This window comes from Thermomicrobiales bacterium (assembly GCA_037045155.1).
Lineage (GTDB): Bacteria > Chloroflexota > Chloroflexia > Thermomicrobiales > CFX8 > JAMLIA01.
In genome coordinates this window covers 633387-648989 of record JBAOIG010000003.1, presented here as the reverse complement: position 1 = coordinate 648989, position 15603 = coordinate 633387, and the positions used below count along the sequence as shown (strand labels likewise).

Annotated in this window: 15 protein-coding genes; 8 read left to right on the top strand and 7 right to left on the bottom strand. The window is 61.4% G+C overall.

Annotated features, from left to right (window positions below; genetic code table 11):
• The first annotated feature begins 31 nt into the window (after nucleotides 1–31).
• On the top strand, nucleotides 32–619 hold the full coding sequence (gene raiA, locus V9F06_06165; GenBank protein MEI2617219.1) for a ribosome-associated translation inhibitor RaiA: 588 nt from the start codon (nucleotides 32–34) through the stop codon (nucleotides 617–619).
• A gap of 331 nt (nucleotides 620–950) precedes the next feature.
• Nucleotides 951–2288, top strand: a complete 1338-nt coding sequence (locus V9F06_06160; protein MEI2617218.1) for a glycosyltransferase — start codon at nucleotides 951–953, stop codon at nucleotides 2286–2288.
• Between the two features lie 65 nt (nucleotides 2289–2353).
• On the opposite strand, the gene V9F06_06155 is transcribed toward V9F06_06160, so the two are convergent.
• The 5 genes from V9F06_06155 to V9F06_06135 are packed head-to-tail and all read right to left on the bottom strand — an operon-like array spanning nucleotide 2354 to nucleotide 7310.
• Nucleotides 2354–3625, bottom strand: a complete 1272-nt coding sequence (locus V9F06_06155) for an aminotransferase class III-fold pyridoxal phosphate-dependent enzyme (GenBank protein MEI2617217.1) — start codon at nucleotides 3623–3625, stop codon at nucleotides 2354–2356.
• 53 nt (nucleotides 3626–3678) lie between these two features.
• The gene (locus tag V9F06_06150; GenBank protein ID MEI2617216.1) at nucleotides 3679–4824 is read right to left on the bottom strand and encodes a M20 family metallopeptidase; all 1146 of its coding nucleotides are present in this window, start codon (nucleotides 4822–4824) and stop codon (nucleotides 3679–3681) included.
• Between the two features lie 31 nt (nucleotides 4825–4855).
• Nucleotides 4856–5197: a hypothetical protein gene (locus V9F06_06145; GenBank protein MEI2617215.1), complete on the bottom strand. Its 342-nt coding sequence runs from the start codon at nucleotides 5195–5197 to the stop codon at nucleotides 4856–4858.
• A 42-nt stretch (nucleotides 5198–5239) separates the two neighbouring features.
• Nucleotides 5240–5644 carry an MGMT family protein gene (locus V9F06_06140; GenBank protein MEI2617214.1) on the bottom strand — a complete coding sequence of 135 codons (405 nt, stop codon included), beginning with the start codon at nucleotides 5642–5644 and terminating at the stop codon, nucleotides 5240–5242.
• Nucleotides 5622–7310 carry a M14 family metallopeptidase gene (locus tag V9F06_06135; GenBank protein MEI2617213.1) on the bottom strand — a complete coding sequence of 563 codons (1689 nt, stop codon included), beginning with the start codon at nucleotides 7308–7310 and terminating at the stop codon, nucleotides 5622–5624. The genes V9F06_06140 and V9F06_06135 overlap by 23 nt, the downstream gene beginning before the upstream one ends.
• Nucleotides 7311–7489: 179 nt before the next feature.
• On the opposite strand from V9F06_06135, the gene secA reads away from it, so the two are divergent.
• Complete coding sequence (secA, locus tag V9F06_06130) at nucleotides 7490–10057, top strand: preprotein translocase subunit SecA (GenBank protein ID MEI2617212.1); 2568 nt, start codon at nucleotides 7490–7492, stop codon at nucleotides 10055–10057.
• A 73-nt stretch (nucleotides 10058–10130) separates the two neighbouring features.
• Here secA and V9F06_06125 read toward each other — a convergent pair whose 3' ends face one another.
• Nucleotides 10131–10436: a hypothetical protein gene (locus V9F06_06125; GenBank protein ID MEI2617211.1), complete on the bottom strand. Its 306-nt coding sequence runs from the start codon at nucleotides 10434–10436 to the stop codon at nucleotides 10131–10133.
• Between the two features lie 463 nt (nucleotides 10437–10899).
• Entirely contained in the window at nucleotides 10900–11109 is a 210-nt protein-coding gene (locus V9F06_06120) for a hypothetical protein (GenBank protein MEI2617210.1), read from the bottom strand.
• A 115-nt stretch (nucleotides 11110–11224) separates the two neighbouring features.
• Between V9F06_06120 and mnmG the strand changes: the two genes are divergently transcribed.
• Genes mnmG through V9F06_06095 form a run of 5 tightly spaced genes read left to right on the top strand, consistent with a single transcriptional unit; the run spans nucleotide 11225 to nucleotide 15589 of the window.
• Nucleotides 11225–13222 (top strand): tRNA uridine-5-carboxymethylaminomethyl(34) synthesis enzyme MnmG, encoded by a 1998-nt coding sequence (gene mnmG / locus V9F06_06115; GenBank protein ID MEI2617209.1) that lies wholly within the window; start codon nucleotides 11225–11227, stop codon nucleotides 13220–13222.
• Nucleotides 13223–13238: 16 nt separating this feature from the next.
• On the top strand, nucleotides 13239–13970 hold the full coding sequence (locus V9F06_06110; GenBank protein MEI2617208.1) for a metallophosphoesterase family protein: 732 nt from the start codon (nucleotides 13239–13241) through the stop codon (nucleotides 13968–13970).
• 54 nt (nucleotides 13971–14024) lie between these two features.
• Nucleotides 14025–14465 carry a universal stress protein gene (locus V9F06_06105; protein ID MEI2617207.1) on the top strand — a complete coding sequence of 147 codons (441 nt, stop codon included), beginning with the start codon at nucleotides 14025–14027 and terminating at the stop codon, nucleotides 14463–14465.
• Nucleotides 14466–14492: 27 nt separating this feature from the next.
• Nucleotides 14493–14894, top strand: a complete 402-nt coding sequence (locus V9F06_06100; protein ID MEI2617206.1) for a TrkA family potassium uptake protein — start codon at nucleotides 14493–14495, stop codon at nucleotides 14892–14894.
• 35 nt (nucleotides 14895–14929) lie between these two features.
• Nucleotides 14930–15589 carry a TrkA family potassium uptake protein gene (locus V9F06_06095; protein MEI2617205.1) on the top strand — a complete coding sequence of 220 codons (660 nt, stop codon included), beginning with the start codon at nucleotides 14930–14932 and terminating at the stop codon, nucleotides 15587–15589.
• Nucleotides 15590–15603 lie beyond the last annotated feature (14 nt).

Genomic DNA, 15603 nt, shown 5'->3' with positions numbered 1-15603 from the left:
GACCGCCACCGTGCGACGAGGAGGAGTTACTGTGGAAGTTCAGGTCAAGACTCACAACATCACGTTGACTGACGGCGCGCGCGAATATATCGATAAGCGCGTCGGGAAGCTCGATCGGATCAACGAGCGCATCACAGACGCGAAGCTCGAGTTGCGCGAAGAGCCTCACCACAATCCTACTCAGCGGTTCGTCGCGCAGTTCACCATCGCGACGAAGCACGCGATCCTTCGCGCCGAGGAACGAAACACCGATATCACCACTGCGGTTGATCTCGTCACCGACAAGATGGCTCGTCAGATCCGCCGATTCCATGATCGTCGTACTCGACGCGACCGACGCGCCGCGATCGGACTCGGAGAGTTCGCCGCCGACCAGATGAACCCGGACCTGTTGTTGACTGAACCAGCAGTGGATGGCGACGAGGATGAGGAGCTTGGCCAGATTGTCCGCACCAAGCGATTCAACATCCTCCCGATGGACACTGCCGAGGCGATCGAGCAAATGGAGCTACTGGGTCACACCTTCTTCGTCTTCTTCAACCCTGACACAAACCGGATGAGCGTGCTGTATCGCCGGCATGATGGCAAGTTGGGCGTGCTCGAACCAGAGCTCGCCTGACGATCGCGCGGGAATATGCCAGGATCGGTCATGGTTACACGTCTTGGAGCGCGAAACGGCGTCCTTCAGTGATCCGTAAATGCGCGGTTCCTGATCGGAGAATGATGACAGCGTCGGCGCCAACGACCATGACCATGCCCACCCGATATGGAGCCTCCCGCCCGGCCTGGTTCCGTACCTGGATTCAGCGCTTCGCATCGTCGAGCGCAATCGGCCACAGCAGCCTGCTGAGACACCAATCAGGACGGCCCATCCGGGCTGTCCTTTTTTTGTGCGTTCCAACGCGCACATCGCGGCGTCCCGGCGGCCTCAATCGTGCAATGAGGATCGCATGAGCTGGTTCACCACTACCCCGCGGAGTCATGTGCCAATGACGACGATCGGGCAACACGCGGCAATCGAACGGGTTGCGATGCTCAGCGTTCATACGTCACCAGTGGCGACGCTCGGCAGCAAGGACGCTGGTGGCATGAACGTGCACGTCAGGGAGTTGGCCTACGAGCTGGGTCGCGAAGGCGTCGAGGTTGACCTGTTCACCCGACGGTCGGACCCGGTCACGCCGGAGATCGTCCAGATTGCCGACCGGGTTCGAGTCGTAACAATCGACGCCGGCCCGCCAGAGCCAATGACCAAGGACGACGTGTTCTGTGTGCTGCCCGAATTTGCGACGCAGTGTGCGTTGTACTCACTTCGCGCCGGGACTCGATACGACATCGTCCATAGCCACTACTGGCTCTCCGGGTGGGCATCGCATCTGTTGCAACGCTACTGGAATGCGCCAACGGTCCACACGTTTCACACTCTCGCCCGGCTGAAGAATGCCGTCTACCAGAACGGCGTCGCTGAATCGGACGTTCGGAGCCAGGTGGAGCGCCGATTGCTCGATGTGATCGACTATGTCATTGCGCCAAACCCGGATGAACGGGCCGAAATGGTCTGGCGAATGGGTGGGGTCAATTCCAGAATCTGCATCATCCCGCCGGGTGTTGACCTGACGCGCTTTCACCCCGGTGATGCACACCATGCCCGGGCTCGGCTCGATCTTCCGGCAAATCCACTCGTGCTCTTCGTCGGCCGGATTGACCCGATGAAGGGTATTGATACGCTGCTTGATGCGTTTGCATCACTACGCGCAGAGCCGTGGCCTGATCTGCCCCCCAAGCTCATCTTCATCGGCGGAACGCTGATCGACGGGCGACCTGACCCCGATCTCTCGGCGGTCATCCACCGGGCGGAAGTACTCGGGATACGCGACGACGTGCTGTTTCGCGGCTCAGCGCCCCAGGAGATCCTGCCCGACTATTACGCCGCGGCAACAGTCGCTGCCGTGCCGTCACGCTACGAGTCGTTCGGATTAGTGGCGGTCGAGGCGATGGCCTGCGGGCTGCCAGTGGTCGCGTCACGCGCTGGCGGGCTGAAGTTTACGGTCGAGGACGGACGGAGCGGCATCCTCGTCCCGTCCGAACAACCCCGGATGTTCGCGTCTGCAATGTCGCGCGTCATTCGTGATCCGGGGCTGCGGTCATCGCTCCAGGTCGGCGCGCGTCAGGCTGCCATTCGCTTCTCGTGGCACGCGGTTGGCCCGGCGATGCTGAATCTATACGAGCGGCTTTCCGAGGGAGAGCGGGAGAATCTCTGCTGCCCGGGCGAGGTTTCGGACGCATCCTGAGCGATGGCAGCACAAGAACGGCCGGCGATAAACGCCGGCCGCATCGGTTAGCCTGGTTGGTCTGATTATCGCGCGGCGTCAGCCGCTGCCTCGAATACCGTGAGAAACTCGTCGATCTCATCGGCACTGACGTTGAGCGGCGGGATGATTCGAATCGCCTGATCCCACGTCCCTGCCGTCAACAGCAACACGCCATCGTCGATGCTTCGCGCAACAACGCTGGCGACAGCGCCGGGGTTCGGTTTCCCCGACGGTGTGACAAACTCCGCGGCAACCATGAGCCCCTTGCCGCGAACATCGCCAATCAGCGGATTGCGCTCGGCGATCCGATCAAGCCCGTCCATCATCCGCTGACCCATCGTCACCGCGTTGGCGATCATTCCTTCGTCGCGAATCGCACGGAACGTCGCGACGCCAGCAGCACACGTCACCGCATTTCCGCCGTAGGTGCCGCCGTGGGATCCCGGCGCCCATGCATCCATGATCTCTTGCGGCGCGACGATCGCGCTCATCGGCATCCCGCTGGCAATACCTTTGGCGACGGCGACGATGTCCGGGACGAAATTCGAGTGCTCAAACGCCCACCAGCGCCCGGTTCGCCCCACTCCGGTCTGGATTTCGTCGGCGATCAACAGGATGCCGTGTCGGTCGCAGATCTCGCGAACCCGACCCAGGAAGTCATCCGGAGGAACGATATAGCCGCCTTCTCCCTGAATCGGCTCGACGATGATCGCCGCGACATCGTCGGGCATGACAACCGTCTCGAACAGGCGCTCAAGCTCGGTGATGCAGGCGTCCGACGGGTCGGTAGCGTATGGGTTGCGGAACGGATACGGGAACGGCGTGTGGTAGATCGACGGCAGCAGCGGCTCATAATGACCGCGAACCTTGACGCGCGAGGTCGTCAGCGACATCGCAAGGTGGGTGCGTCCATGAAAAGCACCGCGGAAGGCCACAATGGCCGGCCGGCCGGTCGCGATCTTCGCGAGCTTCACCGCCGCCTCAATCGCTTCGGCGCCACTATTGGCGAAGAAGACAGCGTTCAGCTTGTCTGGCATCGTCGAGGTCAACTCGTCCATGAGCTCGATCATCGGCTCATGAATCAGAATATTGGCCTGTGCGTGAATGATCTTCGCTGCCTGATCCTGAATCGCCTTGACGACTGCAGGATGACAATGCCCCGTATTGGTCACGCCAATCCCGGTGGTGAAGTCGAGATATCGTCGACCGTCGTGTCCCCATATGTACGAGCCTTCACCGTGATCGACAATCACGGGTGAATAACGACCGAGCACTCGCGGGAGGCGCTCCAGATACTGATCGGGTGCTACTGTCACGGTCCTCTTCCTCTCTTGGCAATATTCGCGATGCCGGCAAGCGGCAGCCCCGCTCAGAGGCCGGCGAGAAGCGCAGTGATGAGCGCCGTCCGCGGCCCGACGGCTGAGCGGAGGATGTGCTCGCTGTCCGCATGGCCACCATCGCCCGGACAGCCGAGGCCGTCGAGCGTCGTCGCGCCAATCGCGGCGGTGAAATTGCCATCGGATGCACCGCCGGTCGAAGCCTCAGTCAACACCTGGCCCACCGAACGACCGATCTCGCGCGCGCTCTCGAACGCAGCGACGATGGACGGGGTACGCTCCATCGGAGGTCGATTGATCTCGCCAGTGATACGGACCGTCGTGCCGTGAACGAGCGACGTCGAATCCAGAATCAATGGGACGATCCGTTCGGCTTCGGACATCGAGGTCACGCGCAGGTCGATCTCGGCGCGCGCCGAGGCAGCGACAACATTGCGCTTGGATCCGCCAGCGACGACGCCGACGTTGACGGTTGTTCCCTTCGAATAGTCCGTGAGCGCGTGGAGGCGTTGAATCTGGCGCGCAAGCTCTTCGTTGGCGCTAACACCAGATTGGTGATCCGCGCCGGCGTGGGACGCACGTCCTTCGATTTCCATCTCGAACATGCCGACGCCTTTGCGTTCTGTCTTGAGTGAGCCATCCGGCGGAACAGGAGGCTCAAGACAGAGCACACAACAAGCCTCGCGCGCGACACGCTCCAGCACCGATCGTGAGACCGGCGAACCAACCTCCTCCTCCGTGTTGACGGTCCAGACGATCTGCCGGTGATCCAGCCCTGTATCGGCGAGAATGTCGAGCGCCGTCAGCATCATCGCGACGGATGCTTTCATGTCGTAAATCCCGGGCCCGTGAATCCTGTCTCCGTCTTCCCGCCACGGCAGACGCTCGATGGCGCCCAGGGGCCAGACGGTGTCGATGTGGGTCATCACCTGAATCGGCGCATCGCCCGTGCCGGCGAACCGGGCAACGAGCAGATCTCCCCATTGCTCCTGCGGAAGTCGTTCCACCTGACCGCCACGGTTCTGAATCTCCGTCTGGAGCCAATCGATCAGGCGGTCGACCGCAACTTTCTCATTGGACGGTGATTCCAGCTCGACGAGCGCGCGTAGTAACCCAAGCGTGGCATCGACGCGCGCAGTCGCTGCGGCCACGATCTGGTCGCCATGGGTTGCAGCCATACATGACCTTCCCTTGACGCGCGAGGGGATGTTACGCCTCGCGCTTCTCGCGCTCCTTGAGCTGCTTGTAATACTTCTTGCTCTTCGGCACCGGCTTGTCCGCCTCGGCCTCCGCGGCGGCAGCACGCTGCGCAGCCACTTCGTTGACTTCTGCCTCGAGCCGCACCAGATCGTTATAGACGTGGAAATTGTTGGTCGCGACCGGCGACCGGACGAGCATCCGGACGAGTTGCGACTGGGTTGCCTGCGCTCGCTCAGCTCCGGGAGCGGAGGCGCGGCTGATCATCGTGTCGAGCAGGGAAAGCGTATCCGGGTCGGCGGCGTTCGCTATGAGCCGCTCGCGGATGCGCTCGAGTCCGTCTCGCGCATTCATCGAAGCTCTCCTCTCCGTCGGCGCGAGTATAGCATTCGCTTCTTACCAGTCTGGCGGTTCGATCTCCTCTTCCATCGGCGGGATCCAGAGATGTTTGTCGAGGTTCACACGATACTCGTCGACAAAGGTCACCCCTTCGTCGACGAGCAGTTGTTTCATCACGTCAGGATGTCCCCAGGCCCAACCGCCCGAAAGCTCACCGTACCGATTGACAACGCGGTGGGCCACATCCGATACCTCGGGAGGGCAGTTTGACATCGCCCAGCCGACCATGCGTGCTCCGCGTCGGTCGCCAAGCACGGCGGCTATCGTCCCATATGTCGTCACCTTGCCCGGTGGGATGAGCAGCGCAAGTCGATAGACCCGGCTCGGGAAGCTCGGATCTGCGTCAAGCGGCTTCGCCCGTTCCGGTTCGGCGGCTTCGTCAAACAGATTGCTCTGGCGCATCGATCTTTTCCTCCACGGTCCCGGTCTTGTTCGACCACGCCATCACTCGGCCGGCCGGCGCGCCTCGGACAATCCACGACACGCGCGCAACATTCGCCGCCGGCCGTGGCTCCTCCCAGGGGCGCGGAGCGCCGGCTCCACGGCCGGCCAGATGACCGACGATCCGCCGCGGGCTATCGACCAGGACGCCCTCGTCCAGCCGGAGCTCGACCGTGACCGGATCGGCGCGCCTCACGTCGATCGCTTGCTGGGAGATATTGGTCGGCAAGAACGACCGGTTTGTCACCTCGACACTCACTCGCCAGAAGCTGTCACCGATCGGTTCGACGACTACATCAGAGATGTCGAGCCGAGGAAGCGTCGTCGCGAGATGATCGGTCCACTGGATGTGTGACTCGGCGATCCTCGGAACAAAGACACCGGGTGGATTCTGATGCGTGTACTTATACGTCCATCCGCCGATCTCGACCTTGCCCAGCGCGGGATGGTCGAACGGATGCCACTCGACGAACCCTGCCCCGTCAAGCTCGGCGTCATTCCAGGCAAGTAGCGCTGCCTGCTCCTCTTCACCATGGGACGCATGAAACTGCTCGGCGTCATCGCGCCGGTCGATGCCGGCCGCGAGCCAGACATCCCAAAGCTCGGGAACCCAGCCGTAGAGCCCATGCTGATTGTAGGCCCAGTCCATGAGCGACCCATAACGAGCCGTAGCAGTTTCCTCATCATACGACTGGATCGTTGGGCCTCCGGTGAACTCAGTGAAACGACAACAGAGGACCGCATAGTCGCCAGACAAGTCGCCGTGCCGGTAGGACGAGGCCGGCGCGCTGGACGGCAAGCGGAACGCAAAGCCGCCGAACGTGTGGTACGAGACGATGAGGCCGATATTCGGATGGCTCACGATCCAGTCGACGTTTGCTCGCGTCTCCGGTGGATAGAGCGGGTACGGCCCTGCTCCAGATTGTCGATAGTCAGGCTGCCAGTTGTGCGGATACGACCGGTTGAAATCAAGACCCCAACGCGCCGTTGCCACCTTGGCGGGCGAAGACGTGCCGACCATCGTCGACTCCGGATACAGCCGGTAGTAGACGATGTCCGGATCGTCACTGTCCAGACGGCGAACCATGAGGCGTGGGTCCAGATCCGAGACGCGCCAGTCCCCGCAATCATCCTGGACACGCATCTGGACAATCTCGCCGTCTCCGTCGATGTCGGCCAGGTGCAGGCCCGGTTGAGGGTCACCTGCCGGATAGTCGATTGCCGCCGACCGAAGCCGATAGGGAGTCGACAGATACACCTCGACGCCATCCGGCGCGATGCGTGGCTGGACGTACCAGGTCGTCTCAGCCAGCAGATCGTCGCCACCCTCCGCGCGCTTAATCAGCGACCAGATCGTCCCAAGCGCCACCGCAGAACCGATGACCTCACCAGCATGGTGGTTCGCATCCACCCAGATCGCTGGCCGCCGATCGACCCCGCCATATCTACCGGAGTCCCGATCCCCAACGGTGGCCAGCAGCAAGTCCCGACCCTCCGCAGACTGGCCGATGATCGACACGGATATCCATCGCGGAAAGTCGCGCTCCCACTGGCGAAGCAATGCGGCGAGCTCGTCGTATCGCAGGTACGTCGCCAGCTCGGGTCGATCGAGGTAGTTCGCGGACATCATCGGCTCCCTTCAGATCGGAGCAATAACCGCTGTCGGCCAGTATGGTTATAGTAAAATAACAAGGTTGCCTCGGCGCGCGCTGCCCAGCTCCCCTGGAACAGGCGCCTCGCCGGACAGCCGGCAGCGATGCCGGCACACCTTCCATGAATCCGCCATAGCCGTCGGAGAATAGCCACATGAAATCCCTGCTCAAGAAGGTCTTCGGTCCCTCAAGTCAGAAGACACTCAGCCCTCTTCGCGCCATCGCGGACGAGGTCAACGCACTCGAAGATGAGTATCGCGCAATGGACGACATCGCGCTGGCCGAGGTCTCAACACGGCTGCGCGAGCAACTCGCAGACGGCGCAACACTGGACGACCTGCTGCCCGAGTCGTTTGCAGCAACCCGGGAAGCCGCCCAACGAACTCTCGGTCAGCGCCATTTCGATGTCCAGTTGATGGGTGGCGCGGTGCTCCATCAGGGGAAAATCGCCGAGATGCGCACAGGCGAAGGCAAGACGCTCACCGCGACTCTCGCGCTAGCGCTGAATGCCCTCGATGGGAAGGGTAGTCATCTCATCACGCCGAACGACTACCTGGCCAAGCGCGACACGCAATGGATGGGGCAGATCTACCACGCGCTCGGGCTGTCTGTTGGTTGCATCCAGCATGACGAGGCATTCGTGTACGACCCTGAATATGTCAACGAAGACGAGCGGTTGCAGCGCCTTCGGCCAGTTGAGCGCACCGAAGCGTATGGCTGCGATATCACCTATGGCACCAATAACGAATTTGGCTTCGACTATCTGCGCGACAATATGGCGCCAGACCTGCGCTACTGTGTCCAGCGAGCGCTGCACTATGCCATCGTCGATGAGGTTGACAATATCCTCATCGACGAGGCGCGGACGCCATTGATCATTTCGGGGCCAGGCGACGAGTCAGTCGACCGATACGCCCAGTTTTCCCAGATCGTCCGACAACTTCGCAACGAACGCCACTACGAGGTCGACCTGAAGCGCCGCACCGTTTCCCTGAACGAGGACGGCATCGACAAGGTCGAGCAGTTGCTTGAAATCCCCGAGGGCGAAAGCATCTACGACGACCGATACCAGGACTTCACCCACTACCTTGAGCAGGCTCTGAAGGCGCAGGCACTCTTCCATCGCGACAAGGACTACATCATCGAGGATGGCGAGGTTGTCATCGTCGATGAGTTCACCGGGCGAAAGATGCTCGGCCGGCGCTACTCCGAGGGACTCCATCAGGCCATCGAGGCCAAGGAAAACGTCCGGGTTCAGCGCGAGAACGTCACTGAGGCGACCATCACCTTCCAGAACTACTTTCGGCTCTACGACAAGCTGGCAGGAATGACCGGCACCGCGGAGACGGAGGACGAAGAGTTCCACATGATCTACGGACTGGACGTCGTCGTAATCCCGACGCACCAGGAAATGGTTCGCGACGACCAGGCAGATCAGGTGTTCAAGACGGAATTGGGCAAGTTCGGAGCTGTCGTCCGCGAGATCAAGGACATGCACGAGCACGGCCGGCCGGTTCTGGTCGGCACGACTTCGATCGAGAAGTCGGAGCTGTTGTCGGAGATGTTGATGCGAGACGGTGTCCCGCACTCGGTGCTCAACGCCAAGCAGCACGAGCGCGAGGCAGAGATCGTCACGGACGCTGGTCTGCCGGGCATGGTCACCATCGCAACGAACATGGCCGGCCGCGGCACCGACATCAAGCTCGGGACGGGCGTTGCCGATAACGGGGGTCTTCACATCATCGGCACGGAGCGCCATGAATCCCGCCGAATCGACAACCAGCTCCGCGGACGTGCCGGTCGCCAGGGGGATCCGGGATCCAGCCGCTTCTTCCTGTCGCTCGAAGACGAGTTGATGAAGCGATTCGGTTCTGACCGCATCTCGGGGCTCATGGATCGTCTGGGACTCGAAGACGATCAGCCGATCGAGCACAACATGATCTCGAAATCGATCGAGAACGCCCAGACGAAGGTCGAAGGTCACAACTTCGACCTTCGGAAGCACGTTGTCGAATACGACGACGTCATGAACAAGCACCGCGAAGTAATCTACGCCATCCGTCGACGCATCCTTGAGGGTGAGAATCTCCACGAGCGGATGCTGGAGATCATTGAGGGCCAGATCGGAGTCGCCATAGCAGCCCACAGCGCTGGCGATGACATCGACGACAACCAGATCATTCGCGCCTATCGGGCGATCGTTCCGATGTCAACGCTCAGGTCACAAGATATCTCCGGGCTGTCAACTGACGCGATCGAGGAGAAGCTCATCGACGACGCGCTCGCGCACTACGACGCGAAAGAGCGCGAGACCGGCGAAGAGATGACGCGATATCTGGAGCGAGCGGTCATGCTATCAGTGATCGACAAGCTCTGGCGCGAGCATCTCACGATTATGGACGACATGCGCCAAGGCATCGGTCTTCAGGCGTATGCACAGAAGGACCCGCTGGTAGCCTACAAGACGGAGGGGTTCGAGATGTTCGAGCAGCTCCTGGCTAACATCGACTACGACACAGGACACAAGATCCTTTTCGCCAACATTCAGCGTGCGCCGGTCCTGGCGCAGCCCCGAAACCTCACCACAAACCAGCCGATCGAGGGCAACGCGCCAGCCGCCAAGAAGCGACAGAAGATCGGCCGCAACGACCCGTGCTGGTGTGGCAGTGGAAAGAAGTTCAAGAACTGCCACGGAGCGCCAGCCGCCCAACGCGTCGGCTGACAATCAACCTGACACCAGCGTGAGACACCGCGGGGATGTTCCCGCGGTGTCTCACGTTCTCCGTGGCGTTAGCCTAGTATTCGTCTTCATACCCCTTGAAGTCACGAATAAGCAGTTGGGCCTGTTCAACCGCCGACCCGATGGCTGCCGTAACCTTCTCGCGTTGCTGATCGCTCAGAATCAGAAAGAACACCAATGCGCTGGCGAGCGTGAGCCAGAGTGCGGCGGCTGCCGACTCCCTCGCAACATTCCCCGATGCCGCGAGGGCAGCGTGGGCGGACTGAGACGTTCGATCGATCGCTCGTCGCGCGGCCGCGTCTGTTGCGCTCACGACGCCGACGGCCGGCTCGAGCTGACTCGGCCGGCTCGGCTGGCTCATGGTCCAACTCCAGTCGCCCCCGGGCCGACTGGAACACCTCACTCATAGCAGGGACAATCGTGTCGAGAGCCGCGTGTTGCAGCTTGCTGATGGCTGATGCGCCTGTTGCCCTGACGTCAGTCGCCGATGGAAACGAAGTGGCAGCGCGGTCCACCGCTGGCCGGGCAGCTTCTCCGGCATTCGTCAACAGATTTCTGATGCTATCGAGAATCTCCGGATACACCTCCGCCAGCGAACCCATCGCCGTCGCCATCGCATCAGAATCTCGATCGCCACCGTTCGACGTCACAGGCGGGACCGACGCCACTGCGTTCGGAGGCTCACCATCGACGTGCTGCGCTGACTGCGCTCGACTCAGCGCCACGACGATACCCCCGATGGCAGCCGCGGCTGCAGTGGCGATCCCGACAACCTCCAGTGTTCCTCGTGTCGATCGATCCATCCTGTGTCCTCCTAATCAGCATCAACCCTCTATCGAGCGAATGATCCCGACCCGATCTTCGGCGCTCAGATCACTCGCGAGCAGCGTTACGATATCGGCGAGAGCCGCCTTGCGCTCCTCGGTCGACATCGACGACACCACCTGCTGCATCACCGCGTTGAGCGCCTGGTCGCGCTCCTCGGGTGACATGTTCTTGATGGCACTTTCAACCACACCCCGCATAAAGCTCACGAGCCTGTACCTCCTCAACTGACCATTTCGCGCGCCACAGCCCCCAGGGGTCTCCCCCTGCATTGCCGGTTACGGTGTCCAGATCCTATACTTCACCATAGATATGGCACCTGCAATGACTCTATCCTGTACCGCAACCTACGATGTCGTGGTGATTGGCGCTGGCCACGCTGGCTGCGAGGCTGCGTTAGCGGCCGCACGGGTTGGCGCGTCGGTTCTGGTGTTGACCCCGAACCTCGACCGCATCGGCTTCATGCCCTGCAATCCTTCAATCGGCGGGCCTGCGAAAGGTCACATTGTCGCCGAAATCGATGCGCTCGGCGGCGCGATGGCAGAAGCGATCGACCGGACGGCTCTGCAAGTTCGGGTGCTCAACGCATCGCGTGGGCCGGCCGTTCAGGCACTTCGAGCGCAGGCCGACAAGACGCTCTATTCGATGGCAATGAAGGAAGCCCTCGAGACGCAGCCGGGAGTCGATCTCCGCCAGGAATCGGCTCGCGCAATCGAGTTGCAAGCCAACGGTGGGCAGCCATCCGTGAGCGCGGTGATCACGGATTTCGGCAACGAGTACCGTTGTGGTTCGGTCGTGATTACTGCTGGCACGTTCCTGCGTGGCAATCTGATCGCTGGGGAGTGGCGCTCGTCGGGCGGACGGGCCGGCGACTCCGCAACCAGCGACCTGGCGCTCTCAATCGGAGATGTCGGAATTCGCTTGCGCCGTCTCAAGACCGGGACGCCGCCCAGAGTAGACGCGCGAACGATCGACTTCAACCTGACCGAAGAGCAAGCTGGCGCCGAGAGCCCGCTCTGGTTCTCGCGCTCCGGTCGCGCTGGGCGAATCGAGCGACTCGAGCTGCCGCCTCTCCCGATCTACCCGGGCCGAACCAATGGCTGGCGCCAGCAGCTCTCCTGCTACCTCGTCCAGACAAACATGGACGGTCATGACCTTGTCGCCAGGAACGTCGACAGATCGCCAATGTTCAACGGAACGATTCAAGGGGTTGGAACTCGGTATTGTCCGTCGATCGAGGATAAGGTCATGCGCTTTCGCGAGAAGCAGAGTCATGGGCTGTTCCTTGAGCCCGAGGGGTGGCGCACGACTGAAGTCTACGTTCAGGGCGCGAACACCAGCCTGCCTCATGATGTCCAGCTTGCGTTCCTGCGCACGATCCCGGCGCTCCGCAACGCGCGAATCACCCGCTTCGGATATGCCGTTGAGTACGACGCAATCGAGCCGACGGAGCTAACACCCTGGTTCGCGTCCAAGCGCGTGGATGGCCTGTTTCTTGCCGGCCAGGTGAACGGAACCTCGGGCTACGAGGAGGCAGCCGGCCAGGGGCTGATCGCCGGCCTGAACGCGGCGCGCTACGTAGGCGGGATCGAACCGTTGACGCTGGGCCGGGATGAAGCCTATATCGGGGTGATGGCCGACGATCTCTCCACGCAGGACTTTGTCGAGCCATACCGGATGCTGACATCTCGAGCCGAGCATCGAATACTCCTCAGATCCGACACAGCGGACGAACGGCTCGGGTCAATTGCCCACACCGCCGGGCTGATCAACGATGGTCGACTTCGCGAAATCGAGCAGGAACGCCTCCAGCGTGATGCGCTGATCTCCGCGCTGACTCAGGTCTATCTGACTCCCAACGACATCGTCACGGCAGCGCTGGCGGCGGTTGGCCTTCCTCCTGCAAGTCGGAGCATGACCGCAGCCGACTACGCGCGGCGTCCAGATTCCAATCTGCAGGCGCTCCTCATCGCGATAGCGCGCCTCCGACCGGACCTGATACCAACCACGCCGCCTGGAGACGAGACGATCCGGCGCATTGAGACCGACCTGCGCTACGGCGCATATGTGGAGAAGGAGCGCGAACAGGTCGAGCGCACAAAGTCGATGGAACATCAGGCCATCCCGGCCACGTGTGCCTACGAGCGCATCCCCGGGTTGAGAAACGAGGCACGCGAGAGACTGCAGCTTGTGCGACCGTCGACCATTGGACAGGCCAGCAGGATCGCAGGGGTCACGCCAGCCGATGTCGGCGTGCTGCTCATCTATCTTCGGTCTGCACCCAGACCCTCATCCGGCGATGCGTCCATCGTCTCATCCTGAGATGGCGACAGACTCGATGACGATACTAGTCGTTTCCGACATTCACGCGAATCTGGCCGCACTGGACGCAGTTCTCGTCGCGGCCGGCCCGGTCGATGCCGTCTGGAACCTCGGAGACACCGTCGGGTATGGACCGTTTCCTGGCGATTGCATCGACCGGATCGTCGGCCTCCGCCCGGAAGTCATGCTCCTCGGCAACCACGACGCCGCGGCAACAGCGCTCCTTTCCCTTGACGAGTTCAACTCGATCGCGCGTGCCGCGACGCTCTGGACTGCCGACCAGTTGACCAGCGAACAGCGAGTATTCCTGGCCGGCTTGCCTTCCAGCGTGTCTATTCGCGATTGCCTGTGCGTTCATGGAAGCCCTCGTCATCCATTATGGGAATATGTCTACTCAGCGAGAATCGCGAATGCGGGTTTCAAAGCGTTCGATGAGTCCGTCTGCTTCCTTGGCCACACCCATTTGCAGCTGTTCATCACAGAAGCAATGGCCAGCAACGGCATTGCTCCGGCACTGCCTCAGGATGGCGATACTCTCGATCTAGCCGGGGAACGATTCATCGTGAACCCCGGCTCCGTCGGTCAACCGCGGGACGGAAATCCGAAGGCGGCGTTCGCGCTTTTTGAGCCAATCGAGCAACGAGTGGTGTTTCGTCGCGTTCGCTACGATATTGAGCGGACTCAGGCGGCAATGCGATCGGCAGGGCTTCCCTCGCCGCTTATTGCGCGCTTGTCATCGGGCGTATGATAGAGCGCGGTCGAGGGGGTATTCGACCAACGCGCATCTTTGCGGGGGGTTTGGGTGCAGTACCGACGCATTCTCGTCCCAATTACGGGTGGACCCGGGGATCGACGAGTTCTCGACCTGGCGAGCATCCTCGCAGCGAAACGAAACAGCGAAGTCGTGCTCGTGTACGTTGTGGAGGTCAAGCAGTCGCTTCCGCTCGATGCCGACATGCCACAGGAAGTTGCCCATGGTGAGGCTTGTCTGGCCGAAGCCGAACGATATGCTCGAGGACAGGCAGAGCCGAAGATCCACCGAGTGTTTCCGGAGTTGCTTCAGGCGCGCACCGCTGGCGCAGCCATCGTCGATGAGGCGATCGAACGGAACTGCGATGTGATCGTCATGGCCTGCAAGCTTGTCGACTATCGTGGGCAGCCAACGATGGGCGAGACTGCGCAATATGTCCTGCGGTCCGCGTCGTGTGAGGTCATTCTGACCCGTGAGGCGACGGATCTGTGAGCGCGCACCGGTAGAATGGGAACGACTATGAATATCGTGATCGTTGGTTGCGGGCGGGTCGGCGCGCGATTGGCCGGGACGCTCGACCAGGCCGGCCATCGGGTCTCCGTCGTGGATATCCAGAGCGCCGCGCTTCGACGACTCTCCCCGGAGTTCAGCGGCACGGCGGTCGTTGGGACGGGTGTCGACGAGGATGTTCTCAAGCTTGCGGGTATCGAGGAGGCTGATGCCTTCTTTGCGGTGACCAATGGCGACAACACGAATCTGATGGCCGCCCAGCTCGCCCAGAAACGATTCCAGACACCTCAGGTCGCCGCTCGCGTCTATGATCCTGTCCGCGCCGAGACCTATCGGCGGATGGGGATCTACACCGTCTGTCCGACGACGACCATTGCATCATTGCTGCTCGATTCGTTGTCGACGAGCTAGCGTTTCCTGCACAAGCGGACGAAAGAGAGTTCTCTGTGTATCTGATTATTGTTGGCGGCGGGAAGGTTGGCTATTACCTCACCAAGACACTCGTCCACGAGGGGTATGAGGTTTTGCTGATCGAAAAGAATCCGGCCAAGGTCGAGACATACACGGAGCGTTTTGGGGCAGTCGTGATGAATGGCGACGGCGCCGAAGCCGCGACACTCGCCGCCGCGGGTGCGGGACGGGCCGACGTGATCATCGCGGTGACTGGAGACGACGAAGACAACCTCGTCATTTGTCAGATGGCGAAACATCGCTTCAACGTTGGGCGCACTATCGCTCGGGTCAACAACCCGAAGAACGAAGAGCTATTCCGGCTGCTCGGCATTGACGTCACAGTGAGCCCGACGAACGTCATTCTCAGCCTGATCGAGCAGCAAATTCCTGGCCTACATTTTGTGCACCTTCTCGCGCTTCGACATGCGCATGTAACGCTTGTCGAAGCCAGCGTGTCCCCATCCTCACCGATCACGAACCGAACGCTCGCTGAGATCGATCTGCCGGAAAACACCTCGATCATCGCGATTCTGCGGGGCGGTAAGATCGTGATCCCCACTGGCACGACCAGCATTCAGGCGAGCGACGAGATCATCGCGATTGCCCGACGCGAGTCAGAGCAGGAGCTCCGGGAGCTGCTCGTCGGAGAGTAGCCGTGGCCACCTCC